Here is a 15,053-nt window from a genome sequence, read left to right as displayed (position 1 = left end):
CGGGCGACCGGCCGCGCCTCGCCGCGAGCCTCCACGCGGGCGCCCGCAGCCCGGCGCCGCGGCGGAGGCCACCACGGCCCGACGCACCCCGCTCGGGCGCCCCGGACCAACCGAGCCTGGCACCGCCGCACGGCAACGGTCAATGCCGACTGGTTCCGGGACGTGTTCGAGCCACCAGCGGGTACGCTGTCCCGGTGGTCGAGTCCGAGACGGCGAACGCGAAAGGCCCCGGCAGCCCGGCCGGGGCGACACCCCGCACGCGGGAGGAACGCACCGCCGACAGCAGAGCGCTCATCCTCGACGCCGCCGTCGACTGCCTCATCGAACACGGCTACTCCGGCGCCTCCACCCTCGTGATCCAGGCGAAGGCCGGAGTTTCGCGAGGGCGGCTGCTGCACCACTTCCCGTCCCGGGACGGGCTGCTCGTCGCCGCCGCGCAGCACCTGGCGAACACCCGGCTCGCCCAGACTCAGGTGCACGCAGAGCGGAAACTCGCCGACGAACCCGAAGGCCCGGCGCGCGTCGACCGGTGCATCGAACTGCTGTGGGAGACCTTCCAGGAACCCCACTTCTGGGCCGCGATCGAACTGTGGACCGCGGCCCGCACCAACCCCGCGCTCGGTGCCGCGCTGCTTCCCGAGGAACGCGGTCTGCGCGCCGCGATCCGCGACGTCACCGACGGAATCTGGGGACCGGCCGTGCGCGAGCACCCGCAGTACCACCTGCTGCGCGAACTGCTGTTCACCAGCATGCGCGGCGCCGCGATGCCATACGCCTTCGAGGACCGCTCCCCCGCCACCGACCCGCACCTGGCGCTGTGGAAGACCCTGGCGCACCGCCTGCTCTACGACGAGACCTGACCACCGACGCCACGGCCCGGTTCGGGGGCGAATCCCAGCTGGAGTCAACGGACCGTTCGCCCAACGGGATTGGGCGAACGGTCCGCTCACTCACCCCACCCGGCCGCACACGCACCCGACGACAACGCCGCCTCCGGAAATCGAGATGAGTCAACGGACCGTTCGTCCAACTAGATTGGGCGAACGGTCCGTTCACTCCAGCCTGCGGAGCCGTGGCGGTGGAACCTCGCCGAGTTGGAATGGGTGAACGGACCGTTCGACCAATCCCGTTGGACGAACGGTCCGTTCACTCCGGTCCGGCACCCGGTGGTGCGCCCGGGGGCGTCGGCTTCGCCGTCAGCGGGGGGCCATGCGGATGGCTCCGTCGAGGCGGATGACTTCGCCGTTGAGCATCGGGTTGGCGACGATGTGCTCGGCCAGCGCGCCGAATTCGTCGGGTTCGCCGAGCCGCGAGGGGTGCGGTACCTGCTCGCCCAGTGAGGCTTTGACCTCTTCGGACGCCCCGGCCAGCAGCGGCGTGTTGAACAGGCCGGGCGCGATGGTGACGACCCGGATGTGGTGTTCGGCGAGGTCGCGGGCGATCGGCAGCGTCATGCCGACCACGCCGCCCTTCGACGCCGAGTAGGCGGCCTGCCCGACCTGGCCGTCGAACGCGGCGGCGGAGGCGGTGTTGATGATGACGCCGCGCTCCTCCCCGACCGGTTCGTGCGCGAGCATCCGTTCCGCCCCGAGGCGCAGCACGTTGAACGTGCCGATCAAGTTGATGTTGATGATCTTCGTGAACGCCTCCAGCGGGAACGGTCCGCGCTTACGGCTCACGACCCGCAGCGCGTTGCCGAGGCCCGCGCAGTTGACGACGGCGCGCACCGGTCCGACCTCGTCGGCCACGTCCAGCGCGGCGGCGACCTGGGTCTCGTCGGTGACGTCGGCGGCAGCGAACCGGGCGGCGGAGCCGAGATCGGCCGCGACCTGCTCGCCCGGCGAAGTCGGGAGGTCCAGCAGCACGACGCTGCCGCCCGCCGCCACCAGCCGCTTGGCGGTGGCCAGTCCGAGCCCGGAGGCTCCCCCGGTGATGACGGCGACGCCACCCGCGATGTCCATGCGTTCCTCCTCGCCCGACGGGACCAACCGGCCCCGAGCAGTCAGTGATGACTGTTCTTCTACGGCAAGGGAGGCGCGCGCCGCAAGAACCCCCGAGAGCAGTCAGGGTTGACCGCCGCAGTGGCGATCGCAACACTGGCAGCATCCGGCTCACGCACTCCTCGACCCGGTGCCGCGGCAACCGAACGGTTCCACCGCACCGGACGAACAGTCCGTTCACGCGAACACGGCCGACACATCACGGCCCCTCACCTCGTTGTCCTGACGTCCCCCGGATTCGCCCGCCCTCAACGCCGAGGAAACGCCGATGAACACGACCCTCGCAGGTACCGGCATGACCAGCAGCGACCAGATCGCGCGGCACGCGCGCACGATCCCGGACACGATCGCCCTGCGGTTCGAGCAGGACCAGCGCACCTACCGGGAACTCGACGAGCGGCTCAGCAGGCTCGCGAACGCACTGCTGGCGCGTGGCGTGGCGCCGGGAGATCGGGTCGCGGTGCTCGGCCTCAACGGCATCGAGGTCGTGGAGGCCTACCACGCCTGCGGGCGGCTCGGCGCGATCTGCGTGCCGATCAACTTCCGGCTGGTGGCCGACGAGGTCGCCTACGCGCTCACCGACAGCGGAGCCGCCGCCGTCATCGTCGACACGACGCTCGCACCGGTGCTGGGCAAGGCCCGCGAGTCGGCGCCGGACGTGCGTCTGGTCATCGGCGAGGGCACCGCGGAAGCCGGACCGGGCGCGACGGGCTACGAGGACGCCCTCGCGGCCGCGGATCCGGAACATCCGGGCATCAACGTGGACGAACGCGACCCCGCGTACATCATGTACACCTCCGGGACCACGGGCCGCCCGAAGGGAGCGGTGCTCACCCACCACAACCTGCTGCTGCACTCGTTCAGCATGATGGCGCACCTCGGCACGCCCATCGGTGAACGCGTCGGCATCTCCGGCGCACCGCTGTTCCACATCGCCGGCGTGTCCGGGATGCTGCCGAACATCTTGCTGGGCGGGAAAACGGTGCTGTCGCGCTCCGGCCGGTTCGATCCGGCGGAGATCGTGGACGTGCTGGAGCGCGAACGCGTCACGGACTGCTTCTTCGTGCCCGCGCAGTGGCAGGCGATCTGCGCGGTGCCGGGCATCGCCGAGCGCGATCTGTCCGCTCTGCACCGCATCTCCTGGGGCGCGGCGCCCGCGTCGACCACGCTGCTGCGCGCCATGCTCGACACGTTCCCGCAGGCCGAGGTGGTGACCTCGTTCGGCCAGACCGAGTGCAGTCCGGTGACCACGTTGCTGCGCGGACAGGACGCGCTGCGCAAGATCGGCTCGGTGGGCACGCCGATGCTCAACGTCGAGGTGCGCGTGGTGGACACCGAGATGAACGACGTGCCGCGCGGCGAGATCGGCGAGATCGTCTACCGCGGCCCGACGGTGATGCGGGAGTACTGGGGCAAACCCGCCGAGACCGCGGACGCGTTCGCGGGCGGCTGGTTCCACTCCGGAGACCTGGTGCGCGAGGACGAGGACGGCTACTACTACGTGGTCGACCGGAAGAAGGACATGATCATCTCCGGCGGCGAGAACATCTACTGCGCCGAGGTCGAGGACGTGCTCGCCGGGCATCCGAAGGTCGCCGAGGTCGCGCTGATCGGCGTGCCGGACGAGAAGTGGGGTGAGACGCCGCTGGCGGTGCTCGTCGCCCGCGACCCGGCCGACCCGCCGACCTCGCAGGACGTGGAGCAGTACTGCCGCGAGCACCTGGCCGGCTACAAGCGCCCGCGCCACATCACGATTCTGCCGGAACTGCCCCGAAATCCCAGCGGGAAGGTCCTCAAGACCCGCCTGCGCGCCGACCGGGAATCCGGCAGCCTGCCCGACGCCTGAGCTCCCGGGAGGCCGTCAGACCTCGAAGGTCACGACAGCCGAGCTTTCATCGCGGCCGGGCTCTCCGTAGCCGGGCGGCCTCCCGGACAGGCGCACCGTCCGCACGAATCCGCAGTTCGTCCAGGTTCCCGCGTGCAGCACGAAACAACCGGGTTCCCACACGTTCCGCTCACACCAGTCCAGGGCCTCGTGGACCTCGCAGCCGGTGAGCAGGTGCCCGGACCTGACGGTGCCGCCGCGTGCCCCGTGAGCGTCCACGTGCCACGACCACAGTTCCGCCTGGAACGTGGGCTGGTCGTTCTCCTCGCACACCAGGCGTTCGTCGAAGTCTTCGACTTCCACGACGATCAGTACCGATCCCGCTGCCAGTGCGGAGGCCGGGAGTCACCGAAGATGCGGCTGGCCTGCTCGGCGCTCGGCACGACGAACACGCCGGAAGCCTCCACCAGCACCTTGTCCGGTTCGGCCGCGGTGGTGATGGTGGCTTTCGGCCCGGTGCGGCGGTCGGAGACGGACTCCTCCGGCACCCAGCCGGTCAGCCGCAGCGGCGTCTCCAGCGGAACGGGTTTGCGGTACCGCAGCGACAGCGCCACGGTCATGCCGGGCCGCCCCAGCGCGGCGTGCGCGTGCCCGAGGATCTGGTCGATCAGCATCGCGCTCACCCCGCCGTGGGTGTAGCTGTGCGGCCCTTCGTAGGCGAGCCCGAGTGTGCAGGTGCCGACGACGACACCGTCGCCGACTTCGACCCGCATCGGTGGTGCGATCGGATTTCCCGGCCCGACGGCCGGGTTGTACATCCGCCTGCCGGGCTTGGCCTCGTCGACGGACGGCGGCGTGTGCCGGTCGCGAGTGGCCGCGCTGAGCGGGCCTGCCAGGTCCCGGGCCTGGTCGGCGATCTTGCGCAGTGTCGCGGCGTCCACCTCGGTGCTGGTCGCGGCGGCGGTGAGTTCGCGCAGTGCGTCGCCGAGTTCGCGCGCGGCGCGGGCTCGGTCCTGGTCTCGGTCCTGGCCGGAGCCCTCGGGTTCGCTCTCGGCGTCGGACTGGCGGTACGCAGCGATGGCGGTGCTCTCCTTGCTGATCTTGCCGGGGTGGCGGCTCCGCAGCGTTTTCCCGCTGCGGAGCCGATTTCTCATGTCGCCGGCATCCGGTCACTCACCGCGCCAGACGGGCGCGCGCTTCTCCGCGAACGCGCGAGCACCTTCCTGCGCGTCGGCCGACTCGAATACCGGCCGGACCAGGTCCGCTTGCGCGGTGAACGCCTCGGCGTCGGTCCAGCGCACCGCACCGGAGACGATCTGCTTGGTGGCGCGCACCGCCAGCGGGCCGTTGGCCGCGACGCGCGCGGCGAGTTCCTTCGCACCGTCGAGCGCGCCGCCCGGTTCGGTGAGGGTGTTGATCAGGCCGTGCGAGTGCGCCTTCTCCGCGGTGAGCGGGTCGCCGGTCAGCGCGATCTCCATCGCCAGCTGGTACGGCAGCGTCTTCGGCAGCCGCAGCAGTCCACCGGCGGCGGCGACCAGGCCGCGCTTGACCTCGGGCAGCCCGAACTTCGCTTCCCGTGAGGCCACGATGAGGTCGGCCGACAGCGCCAGCTCGCAACCCCCGGCCAGCGCCCAGCCTTCGACGGCGGCGATCAGCGGCTTCTGCGGCGGCGCCTCGGTGAGCCCGCCGAAGCCGCGGCCGGGCAGCGAGGGCTTCTCACCACGGGTGAAAGCTTTGAGGTCCATACCTGCGCAGAACGTGCCACCGGCGCCGGTGAGGATGGCGATGACAAGATCGCTGCGGGACTCGAACTCGTCGATGGCGGCCGCGATGCCCTCGGCCACGGACGTGTCGACGGCGTTGCGCGCCTCCGGCCGGTCGATGGTGATCACGGCGATGCCGTCGCCGAATTCGGTGCGGACGCTGTCGCTCACGCTGTTCTCCTCTGTTCGCCGAGGGAATCGGCCTCGCCGGTGGTGGGCCTGAACTTGGAGTGTTACCCGCGCCGGGAAAAACAGTCAAGCCAGACCGTTCCCGGTCGGGAACCGGTTCTCGCGGAACGGCCCTTTCCATTGTTGTCCTGTCAACCGCGGAGCCGCCGAGGACCCGCTGCGCAGGTCATTCTGATCGGGCTCCCAAGCCGGGAACCACCTGGGGATCGTCTCATCCGACTTCCGCACCCGCTCACGCCTGTCCAGCAGCACGAGGTGCGCCAAGGATTCCCGCAACGCGATCCGCATCTGGAACTCCGAGAGCGTCTCGAACGGCCGGGACCAGCTGAGACCGGAAGTCACGTCCCAGCAGGTGCTGCCGGGCCGGTCGGCGACGGCGCGCTCGATCTCGGCGAGCCGTTCACCGTGGTGCGCGCGCAGCGCGTCGGTGCGGAATCGCAGCCCGCTGAACCGGTATTCGTGCGCGGGAAGCACCTCCTCGGCGTTGATGTCCCCGACTTTGCGCAGCGATTCGAGGTAATCGGATAACGGATCCGCCGCATGTCCCGGATAAAGCGAGATGTTCGGGCTGATCCGCGGCAGCACGTGATCACCGGAGAGCAGCAGTCCGTGCTCGCGTTCGTGGAAGCACAGGTGGCCGGGCGTGTGCCCCGGAGTCCACACCGCGCGCAGGTCCCAGCCCGGCAGGTCCACGCGATCGTGGTCGGCGATGAGCCGTTCGGCGGCGTCGTCGAGCAGGTGCGCGCGGGCGCCCTCGCGCGGTTCGTCGAGCACGTGCGGCGGTGCGCCCGTGGCGCGCAGCTGCTGCCGAGCGCGTTCGGCGGCGACCCCGGTGAGCACGTCGTCCGGCCGCACCAGCTCGGCGTCGGCGGCGTGCATCCCGATCCAGGCACCGGACGCCTCCCGCACGCGTCCGGCGAGCCCGAAGTGGTCCGGGTGCACGTGGGTGACCAGCACCGCGCGCACGTCGGCCGGTTCGTAACCCGCGGCCGCCAGGCCCGCGACCAGCGCGAGCCACGAGTCCTCGTGGTCCCAGCCCGCGTCGACGAGCGCCACCCCGCCGGGCAGTTCCAACGCGTAGATCAGCGTGTACCGCAGCGGGTTGTCCGGGATCGGCACCGGGATGGACCACAGGCCGTCGCGGACCTTCTCCACCGGCGGCAGCACTTTCTCCGCCCACGCTTCTCGTTGCCGGGTTCCGGTCACCTTGAGGCCGCTGGTGTCCACGGTCTGCCTCTTCCTCGCGACGGTGCGGGTGCTGCGCCGGACTGTAGGAGACGTTGTCGTGGGCGGAAGGCATGCTCGTGGCGAACGCGGCTCCGCTCGATCCCGGCACGCCGTCGAGCGGCGTCGGCGACAGGACTGGGGAGGATTCGGTGCGGCACCGGCAGATCGCCTTGCTCCGAGGCGTCAACCTGGGCAAACACAACAGGATTCCGATGCAGCGGTTGCGCGCCGCGATGGCCGGGCTCGGCTTCGACGAGGTCGCCACGCACCTGCAGAGCGGCAACGTTGTGTTCTCCGCCACCATGCCCGCCGGGGAGTCGGAGCGGGTGATCTCGGCGGGCATCAGCCAGGAGTTCGGGCTCGACGTGCCCGTGGTGGTCCGGACCCGCGACGAACTGGCCGAAGTGGTGGCCACCGATCCGCTGGCCGAGGTGGCGACGATTCCGGCGCGGTACCTGGTCACGTTCCTGTCCGCGCGGCCCGATCCCGCGGTGCTCGCCGAGCTCGACCCGGCTGCGTTCGCTCCGGACGAGGTGCGCTTCGGGGAGCGCGAGATCTACGTGTGGTGCCCGGACGGAGTGCGGAACTCGCGAGTGCCGCAGTCCTGGTGGGAGCGCCGCCTCGGATTGCGGACCACCGCGCGCAACTGGACCACGGTGACCCGGCTGCTGGCACTCGCCGACTCCTGACCGCCTGCGAGCTCGGTGCCGTTGTCGCACCACTGCGGCGGAAGCGCTCGGCGCGTCGCGGAAACCCGGCGCGGCGCCACCCCACCAGGGCCGTTCTCCCCTACCGGTGGACCGCGCCCACCTCCGAGCCTGGAGTGAGGAGTCATGTGGTGACGCCGCACGGCCGGGCTGCGGTGTGGCCGAGGCGAGGAGGCGCAATGGGGCGAGCGGTGGGCATCGACCTGGGCACGACGAACTCCGTGGTGGCCGTGCTCGAAGGCGGCGACGCGACGGTCATCGCGAACTCGGAGGGGGCGCGCACCACGCCGTCGGTGGTGGCCTTCGCGCGCAGCGGTGAGCTGCTGACCGGGCAGCCGGCGAAGAACCAGGCGGTGACGAACGTCGACCGCACCATCCGGTCGGTCAAGCGCCACATGGGCACCGACTGGAAGACGACGATCGACGACAAGAACTACACCGCGCAGGAGATCAGCGCCCGGGTCCTGATGAAGCTCAAGCGCGACGCGGAAACGTACGTCGGCGAGGAGGTCACCGACGCGGTGGTCACCGTCCCGGCCTACTTCGACGACGCGCAGCGCCAGACCACGAAGGAGGCCGGCCAGATCGCCGGGCTCAACGTGCTGCGGATCATCAACGAGCCCACCGCGGCCGCGCTCGCTTACGGCCTGGAGAAGGGCGAGAAGGAGCAGACCATCCTCGTGTTCGACCTGGGCGGCGGCACGTTCGACGTGTCGCTGCTGGACGTGGGCGAAGGCCTGGTCGAGGTGAAGGCGACGTCCGGGGACACCGACCTCGGCGGCGACGACTGGGACCAGCGGATCGTGGACTGGCTCGTGGAGCGGTTCAAGGCGTCGTCGGGCATCGACCTCACCAAGGACAAGATGGCCTTGCAGCGGATCAAGGAAGCCGCAGAGAAGGCCAAGATCGAGCTCTCCAGCTCCTCCACCACGAACATCAACCTGCCGTACATCACGGTGGACGCCGAGAAGAACCCGATGTTCCTCGACGAGACGCTGTCCCGAGCCGAGTTCGAGCGCATCACCTCCGACCTGCTGGAACGCACCCGCAAACCGTTCGAGAACGCGGTGCGCGACGCGGGGATCTCGGTGCAGGACGTCGACCACGTGGTGCTCGTCGGCGGCTCCACCCGGATGCCCGCCGTCACCGAGCTCGTCAAGGAACTCACCGACGGCAAGGAACCCCACAAGGGCGTGAACCCCGATGAGGTCGTCGCCGTCGGCGCCGCCCTGCAGGCCGGTGTGCTGCGCGGTGAGGTCAAGGACGTCCTGCTGCTGGACGTCACCCCGCTGTCCCTGGGCATCGAGACCAAGGGCGGCATCATGACCAAGCTGATCGAGCGCAACACCACGATCCCCACGAAGCGCTCCGAAACGTTCACCACGGCCGACGACAACCAGCCCTCGGTGCAGATCCAGGTCTTCCAGGGCGAGCGCGAGATCGCGGCGCACAACAAGAAGCTCGGCAGCTTCGACTTGACGGGCCTGCCGCCTTCCCCGCGCGGGGTGCCGCAGATCGAGGTGTCCTTCGACATCGACGCCAACGGCATCGTGCACGTCAACGCCAAGGACCTCGGCACCGGCAAAGAGCAGTCCATCCAGATCTCCGGGGGCTCCGCGCTGCCGAAGGAGGACATCGACCGGATGGTCTCCGACGCCGAGGCGCACGCCGACGAGGACAAGCAGCGTCGTGAAGAGGCCGAGGCCCGCAACCAGGCCGAAACCCTCGTCTACCAAACGGAGAAGGTCCTCACCGACAACGACGCGCAGCTGCCCGCCGACGTCAAGGACCGGGTGCGCGCGGCGATCGGCGAGACCAACGAGGCGTTGCGCGGGCAGGACGTCGCCGCGATCCAGACGGCGGCGGAGAAGCTCGCCACCGAGTCCCAAGCGCTCGGCCAGGCGCTTTACAGCGACACCGGAGCCGCGGGCGACGGCGGGGCCGGCGGTTCCGCCGCGGGCTCGGGTTCGGGCGGTTCGGGTTCCGGCGCTTCCTCAGGTTCCGGTGGCTCGGGGTCCGACGACGACGTGGTGGACGCGGAGATCGTCGACGAGCCCGGCGGCGACAAGGAGTGAGCGATGGACGACGACCGTCCCGGCGGCCCACCCCGGAACGCGCTCCCGATGCCCGCGGAGCGACGCCCCGCCAGGCCGCACGTCGTGGCTCCTCCCCGCGTGGACGCCGATTCCGCAGAGCCACCGACGACCTCGGATTCCCGTCCCGGTACGGATTCCGGGGCTGCCGATGACTCTGCGAACCCCACCCGGATCGAAAGTGCGCCAACGGATCCCGAGCAGATCACCCGGCTCCAGGGAGAACGCGACGCGCACCTGGAAACGCTGCGCCGGGTGACGGCCGATTTCGACAACTACCGCAAGCGCATGCTCCGAGAGCAGACCACGCACCTGGACCGCGCGGCGGAGAACGTGCTCTCCCAACTGCTTCCGGTGCTCGACGCCGTCGAGATCGGCGCCCGCCACCACCCGGAGGCGCTGAACGCGGTGCACAAGCAACTGCAGCAGACCCTCGCCGCCGAGGGCCTGCACCGCATCGACCCGCTCGACGAACCGTTCGACCCGGTCGAGCACGAGGCCGCCCCACCCGAACATCCCGAGCCGCACACCGTGATCCCGTTGCACCACAAGGAAGTCGAGCCGGGCGCCCGGATCACCGAAGTGCTCCGCCCCGGTTACCGCGTCCACGGCCACCTGATCCGCCCCGCCCTGGTGCGCGTCGGGCAGTGCAGCACCAGGTGAATGTCGCTTTTGCCCCGAGGGACCGGTCAAGCGGTCCGTTCACCTGGTGGGAGCTCGCACGGCGTCGAGGATGAGGTCGAGCAGCCGGGTCGTCTGCTCCGGGGCGTTCCCGGACGTCGCGGAGAAGAACACCCCCAGCAGCATGGCGACGACGTCGTCGGCCGGGACGTCCGCGCGCAGCGAACCCGTTCGCGCTCCGGCCTCGAGAATCGTCGCGACCGCGGCGGTGATCCGCTCTCGCGTGGCGGGTTGCGCCATGCTGCCGGATTCCCAACCGGCGCGAAGCGTGTCGAACATCCCGCGCTTCGCCGCGACGAAGGCCGCGTAGCGCTCCATCCACGCTCGCAGCGCCGCGTCGGGCGGCAGTTCGTCGAGCAGTTCGGCGGCGCTGGCGACCACGTCGTCGAGCTCGGCCGCGTACACGGCCTCAACGAGCGCCTCCCGAGTTGGGAAGTGGCGGTAGAGGGTGCCGATCCCGACACCCGCTTCGCGCGCGACGGCTTCCAGCGAGACGGTTCCGCCGCTGGCGGTGAACGCGGCGCAGGCGGCCGCGAGGACCTTCTCGCGGTTGCGCCGCGCATCGGCGCGGGCGGGGCGGGCGCGCGTCGGCTCGAGATCACTCAAAGTGGAGGCACCTCCGTCTGTGCTACCGTCGTCATTACCGGAGGCTCCTCCGCCTCTCGTTCCATCATCTCACTCGAACAGGACCCACCATGACTTCACCCACCCCTTCCTCCGATCCCGCGACCACCGGCGCGACACGGCCCGGCGGCGCCGCCCACCTCGCCGGCCGCACGGTGGCCCGGGTCGGATACGGAGCGATGCAACTCGAACGGCTGCACGACGATCGCGCCGCAGGCCTCGCGATCCTGCGCCGTGCCCTCGAACTCGGCGTCGACCACATCGACACCGCTCAGTTCTACGGGAACGGCCTGGCCAACGAGCTCATCCGCGAGGCGGCGGGCGACGGCGTGCTCATCGCCAGCAAGATCGGCGCCACCCCCGCCTCCGGCGGTCCGCTCCCGCTGCGGCTCGCGCAGCGACCGGAGGAACTGCGAGCCGACCTCGATGCCAACCTCACCAGCCTCGGGCTCGACCAGATCCCCCTGGTCAACCTGCGCCGCGCGGACGTCGGCCCCGGCCTGATCGCCGAAGGCGACCAGCGGGTCGACATCGACGACCAGCTCGCGGTGCTCATCGCGCTGCGCGAGGAAGGCAAGATCGGCGAGATCGGCCTCAGCACCGTCACCGCCGACGACCTGCGCCGAGCGCTCCCGGCGGGCATCGCCTGCGTGCAGAACGCTTACAGCCTGGTGACCCGCGACGGCGAGGATCTCCTCCAGCTCTGCGTGGCCGAGAACATCGCCTGGGTGCCCTACTTCCCGCTGGGCGGCGCCTTCCCCGGCATGCCGAAGGTGACCGACGAACCCGCCGTCATCGCCGCGGCCCGCTCGCTGGGCAGCACCCCTTCGCAGATCGGCCTCGCCTGGCTGCTGCACCACGCCCCGAACGTGCACCTGATCCGCGGTACCGCCACCCTCGGACACCTCGAAGAGAACATCGCCGCCGGTGCGATCTCCCTCGACGAGGAGATCCTCGCGTCGCTCGACGCGATCCCGTCCAAGCGGGGCGACATCATCGCCGGATGACCCTGGCGGTATCCGCCGATCAGGTAAGGATCATCGGCCTCGACCCTTCGGCGACGGCACGCTCGGCCATCACCCGGACCAGTTCCCCGGCAGGCGGATCCCCATCCGCCCTCTCGTCCGCCGATTCGGCGCCCGACGTATCAGCATCCGGCGCCGAGAACGGAAACATCACCACGTAGTGCGCGCCGTCGCCGCAGGAAGCGGGCTGCTCGGCGCTCTTCGCGCGGCGGACCGAGTCGTGCCGCACCTCGCCCGCCCGTTTCCGATCGCCGGTCCCCGTGGCAGCGTTGGTGAAGCTGTAACCCACCCGCTTCGGCCCGGCGTTCGATCGGTGCCGTTCATCGCGTCACTGATCACACTCGGCCACACCGACCGGAATGGAGCGTTTACAGTCCGTGCCCGCCGGACCATAGTTTGAAGGCGCACGCGCGGTCGCCGACTCGTGGAGAGAGATCATGCAGAACAGGCTCGCCCGCACGGTGCGGACGGCACTGCTCATCGGAGCCGGCGGTGCGGTCACGCTGGTCCTCGTCCCCACCGCCATCAGCATCGGAACCGGCGGTCACCTGCCCGGATTCCTGCAGCCGCTCGCGACGTTCCTGTGGCCGCTGGTCATCGTGTTCCTGCTGTTCGCCGTCGCGCTGGCCGGGTGGGAGCGGGTCACCAACACCGACAAGCCCATCACCGCGCGCCGGCTCAACTCCCCGTCGAACCGTGAACGCTCCGTGCAAAGCGCCGAGCGCTACGCGCGCGAACGGATCGACGGCTCCCTCGCCGAGCACGTCACGCGGCTGCTCGACGTCGACGAGGTGCCCCCGACGGTCGCCCGTCCCGCCGACGTGATCGTGCAATTGGGCCAAGGCGGAAAATCTCGGCTGCCCGCGCACGCCGACCTGCCGAAGACTCTCGACGACGCACACGGCTCGCTGCTGATCCTCGGTGCGCCCGGCTCCGGCAAGTCCACGCTGCTGCTCGAACTGACCCGCGCGCTGGCGCTGCGGGCCACGGGCGACCAGAAGCATCCGATTCCGCTGATCATCGATCTCGGGTCGTGGGCGATGTCCGGCTGGCGGTGGGACAACCGCAGGCCCGCACCGCCCGGCGATTTCCAGAAGTGGCTGCTGCGCGAGATCGAACGCCGCTACACCATCCACCCGTCGCTCGGCCGGATCTGGCTCGAGCAGGGCAAAATCGGGCTGATGCTCGACGGGCTCGACGAAGTTCCGCCCGAATACCAGGAACGCTGCGTCAACGAGATCAACAACGTGCGGGACGCCTTCCTCATCCGCGAGCTCGTCGTGTGCTGCCGCGATGAGGAGCACGAAGCGCTCACCACGCCGCTGCAGCTCAACAGTTCCGTCACCATCAACCCGCTCACGCGCAAGCAGGTCGTGGAATTCTTCACCCGCCTCGGCCCGCGCGTGGACGGCGTGCGCGCCGCGCTGCGCACCGATCCGGAGCTGTGGCGACTGCTGGACTCGCCGCTGATGCTGAGCCTGATGGCGCTGGCCTACCAGGACCGGCCGCCGTCGGAGGTCGATCTCACCGGCACGCTCGAGCAACGGCGCCGCGAAGTGTTCGACGCCTACCTCACCGCCGTTCCCACCCGGCAGGCCGAAAACCTCGGCTACCCACCGGAGAAGGTGTTGCGAACGCTGCGGTTCCTGGCACGAGTCTCGGCCAGCCCGCTGTGCAACGACCTCACCGCCCGCACCCGCCTGCCGAGTCTCGTCGCATGGGCGCGCTTCCTGCCGTCGAGCACGCTGGTGCACGTGTTCGGGCGCGGACTTCCCGGGGTGCTCGCCGGATCCGTCACGGGCACGACGCTGGCGATGGGCATGCTGCTCGGCCCGGCCGCCGCTCTCGTGACGGCGGTGCTGCTGGTCGGCTACGTCGCGTTCCTCGACCACCTCTCGACGCTGCCGTGGGTCCGGCCCGCGCAGAAGGCCGGGACCATTCCGCAAGGCTGGATCACCGCGGCCTGCGGCTACGTGCTCGGTCTGGTGGTGAGCCTGGCCCTCGTCGGGCTCACCACGCCCGCCACGAACTGGCTCGCGGACCAGCCGCTGTGGGTCGGGGTTCCGGCGGTGATCGTCGCGGCGTTCCTGACCATCATGAGCGCGGTCGAGGCGTGGTCGAAGATGCCGGGCAACAGCGCCGCGCTCGGTGCAGCCGGGGCGGTGCTGGTCGGCGTCTCCATGTTCTGGATCGGGCCGCAGGAGCTGCTGACCTCGATGGGGATCGGCGCGGTGCTGGGCATCGTCGCCGGACTCACCACTGCCGCCCGCGACGAGGTGTGGTGGCAGTTCGGCGAGGACCAGTACGAGGCGTTCGACGGGCAGGGTTCCAAGCTGCTGCGGAACTCCGCTCCCCTGGTGGGGGCCGCCGGACTGCTCGGTGTGCTGCCGGTGCTGTTCAGCGGGACGCTGCTCGACGAACGGGCGCTGGACGCGGGCCTCGGCCTGCTCGTCGCCGGACTCGCCGCGCCCGCCGCCTGGCACGCCGACGTGTTCCCCTTCGACACCGCGAAGAACGCCGCCTCCGAATGGCTGGCGCGAGCGATGGCGTTGAGCGAACTGCCGGTGCGCCGGGCTCGGCTGCTGCGCGGGCTGGCGGAGCACAGCATGTTGTCCCGCGTGGAGGGCGGCTATCGGTTCACCCACCTGCAGCTGCGCGATCACCTGCTCGGATATGAGCGGAAGGCGGGAAAGAAGCCGGAACCTGCCGCGAGCGACGAAGGTGCGTCGGGGGCCTCGGCCGAACCGGCGGCAGTGGAGGACTCATCCGGCACCGGCGAAGCCGGTTCCGGTGGTGGGCAGGAACCTCCGAAGCCGAACTCGCCCACGTCGGCGTCGTCCGGCGACGCGGCGGACTCCGGCTCCGGAGAAGGGAAAACCGAATCCGATCCGGCGACGCCGAGCGCGGCGAAACCCTGAC

Annotated in this window: 14 protein-coding genes; 7 read left to right on the top strand and 7 right to left on the bottom strand. The window is 70.4% G+C overall.

The window, feature by feature from the left end:
• Positions 1–194: 194 nt before the first annotated feature.
• Positions 195–860: a TetR/AcrR family transcriptional regulator gene (locus tag H2Q94_RS14155; protein WP_243795293.1), complete on the top strand. Its 666-nt coding sequence runs from the start codon at positions 195–197 to the stop codon at positions 858–860.
• 336 nt (positions 861–1,196) lie between these two features.
• Here H2Q94_RS14155 and H2Q94_RS14150 read toward each other — a convergent pair whose 3' ends face one another.
• The gene (locus H2Q94_RS14150; RefSeq protein WP_243795292.1) at positions 1,197–1,961 is read right to left on the bottom strand and encodes a 3-hydroxyacyl-CoA dehydrogenase; all 765 of its coding nucleotides are present in this window, start codon (positions 1,959–1,961) and stop codon (positions 1,197–1,199) included.
• Positions 1,962–2,268: 307 nt separating this feature from the next.
• Between H2Q94_RS14150 and H2Q94_RS14145 the strand changes: the two genes are divergently transcribed.
• Complete coding sequence (locus tag H2Q94_RS14145) at positions 2,269–3,846, top strand: long-chain-fatty-acid--CoA ligase (protein WP_243795291.1); 1,578 nt, start codon at positions 2,269–2,271, stop codon at positions 3,844–3,846.
• Positions 3,847–3,861: 15 nt separating this feature from the next.
• On the opposite strand, the gene H2Q94_RS14140 is transcribed toward H2Q94_RS14145, so the two are convergent.
• The 4 genes from H2Q94_RS14140 to H2Q94_RS14125 all read right to left on the bottom strand — a co-directional run bounded on the left by H2Q94_RS14140 (position 3,862) and on the right by H2Q94_RS14125 (position 7,004).
• Positions 3,862–4,188: a hypothetical protein gene (locus H2Q94_RS14140; RefSeq protein WP_243795290.1), complete on the bottom strand. Its 327-nt coding sequence runs from the start codon at positions 4,186–4,188 to the stop codon at positions 3,862–3,864.
• Between the two features lie 5 nt (positions 4,189–4,193).
• A complete protein-coding gene (locus H2Q94_RS14135) occupies positions 4,194–4,979 on the bottom strand; it encodes a PaaI family thioesterase (RefSeq protein ID WP_243795289.1) in 786 nt (261 codons plus the stop codon).
• Between the two features lie 15 nt (positions 4,980–4,994).
• Positions 4,995–5,759 (bottom strand): crotonase/enoyl-CoA hydratase family protein, encoded by a 765-nt coding sequence (locus H2Q94_RS14130; RefSeq protein WP_243795288.1) that lies wholly within the window; start codon positions 5,757–5,759, stop codon positions 4,995–4,997.
• Positions 5,760–5,843: 84 nt separating this feature from the next.
• Entirely contained in the window at positions 5,844–7,004 is a 1,161-nt protein-coding gene (locus H2Q94_RS14125) for an MBL fold metallo-hydrolase (RefSeq protein WP_243795285.1), read from the bottom strand.
• Between the two features lie 53 nt (positions 7,005–7,057).
• On the opposite strand from H2Q94_RS14125, the gene H2Q94_RS14120 reads away from it, so the two are divergent.
• From H2Q94_RS14120 to H2Q94_RS14110, 3 genes are all read left to right on the top strand, one after another.
• A complete protein-coding gene (locus H2Q94_RS14120) occupies positions 7,058–7,693 on the top strand; it encodes a DUF1697 domain-containing protein (RefSeq protein ID WP_243795284.1) in 636 nt (211 codons plus the stop codon).
• Positions 7,694–7,890: 197 nt separating this feature from the next.
• Entirely contained in the window at positions 7,891–9,786 is a 1,896-nt protein-coding gene (dnaK, locus tag H2Q94_RS14115; RefSeq protein WP_243795283.1) for a molecular chaperone DnaK, read from the top strand.
• A 3-nt stretch (positions 9,787–9,789) separates the two neighbouring features.
• The gene (locus H2Q94_RS14110) at positions 9,790–10,467 is read left to right on the top strand and encodes a nucleotide exchange factor GrpE (protein WP_243795282.1); all 678 of its coding nucleotides are present in this window, start codon (positions 9,790–9,792) and stop codon (positions 10,465–10,467) included.
• A gap of 39 nt (positions 10,468–10,506) precedes the next feature.
• Here the strand turns inward: H2Q94_RS14110 and H2Q94_RS14105 are convergent, their stop codons facing one another.
• Positions 10,507–11,091: a TetR/AcrR family transcriptional regulator gene (locus H2Q94_RS14105; RefSeq protein WP_243795281.1), complete on the bottom strand. Its 585-nt coding sequence runs from the start codon at positions 11,089–11,091 to the stop codon at positions 10,507–10,509.
• Positions 11,092–11,180: 89 nt separating this feature from the next.
• Here H2Q94_RS14105 and H2Q94_RS14100 point away from each other — a divergent pair, with 89 nt between their 5' ends.
• Entirely contained in the window at positions 11,181–12,116 is a 936-nt protein-coding gene (locus tag H2Q94_RS14100; protein WP_243795280.1) for an aldo/keto reductase, read from the top strand.
• Positions 12,117–12,135: 19 nt separating this feature from the next.
• On the opposite strand, the gene H2Q94_RS14095 is transcribed toward H2Q94_RS14100, so the two are convergent.
• Positions 12,136–12,423 carry a hypothetical protein gene (locus H2Q94_RS14095; protein WP_243795279.1) on the bottom strand — a complete coding sequence of 96 codons (288 nt, stop codon included), beginning with the start codon at positions 12,421–12,423 and terminating at the stop codon, positions 12,136–12,138.
• A gap of 148 nt (positions 12,424–12,571) precedes the next feature.
• On the opposite strand from H2Q94_RS14095, the gene H2Q94_RS14090 reads away from it, so the two are divergent.
• On the top strand, positions 12,572–15,052 hold the full coding sequence (locus tag H2Q94_RS14090; RefSeq protein ID WP_243795278.1) for an NACHT domain-containing protein: 2,481 nt from the start codon (positions 12,572–12,574) through the stop codon (positions 15,050–15,052).
• The last annotated feature ends 1 nt before the right edge of the window (position 15,053 follow it).

The organism is Saccharopolyspora gloriosae (assembly GCF_022828475.1).
GTDB classification, from domain to species: Bacteria; Actinomycetota; Actinomycetes; order Mycobacteriales; family Pseudonocardiaceae; genus Saccharopolyspora_C; species Saccharopolyspora_C gloriosae_A.
The sequence above is the reverse complement of the archived record's forward strand: the minus strand, read 5'-3'. Positions and strand labels throughout refer to the sequence as shown.

Bases quoted from the DNA above. Each gene is read 5' to 3' on its own strand.
- H2Q94_RS14150 (WP_243795292.1), bottom strand. From the start codon at position 1,961: ATGGACATCGCGGGTGGCGTCGCCGTCATCACCGGGGGAGCCTCCGGG.
- H2Q94_RS14145 (WP_243795291.1), top strand. From the start codon at position 2,269: ATGAACACGACCCTCGCAGGTACCGGCATGACCAGCAGCGACCAGATC.
- H2Q94_RS14135 (WP_243795289.1), bottom strand. From the start codon at position 4,979: ATGAGAAATCGGCTCCGCAGCGGGAAAACGCTGCGGAGCCGCCACCCC.
- dnaK (WP_243795283.1), top strand. From the start codon at position 7,891: ATGGGGCGAGCGGTGGGCATCGACCTGGGCACGACGAACTCCGTGGTG.
- H2Q94_RS14110 (WP_243795282.1), top strand. From the start codon at position 9,790: ATGGACGACGACCGTCCCGGCGGCCCACCCCGGAACGCGCTCCCGATG.
- H2Q94_RS14100 (WP_243795280.1), top strand. From the start codon at position 11,181: ATGACTTCACCCACCCCTTCCTCCGATCCCGCGACCACCGGCGCGACA.
- H2Q94_RS14090 (WP_243795278.1), top strand. From the start codon at position 12,572: ATGCAGAACAGGCTCGCCCGCACGGTGCGGACGGCACTGCTCATCGGA.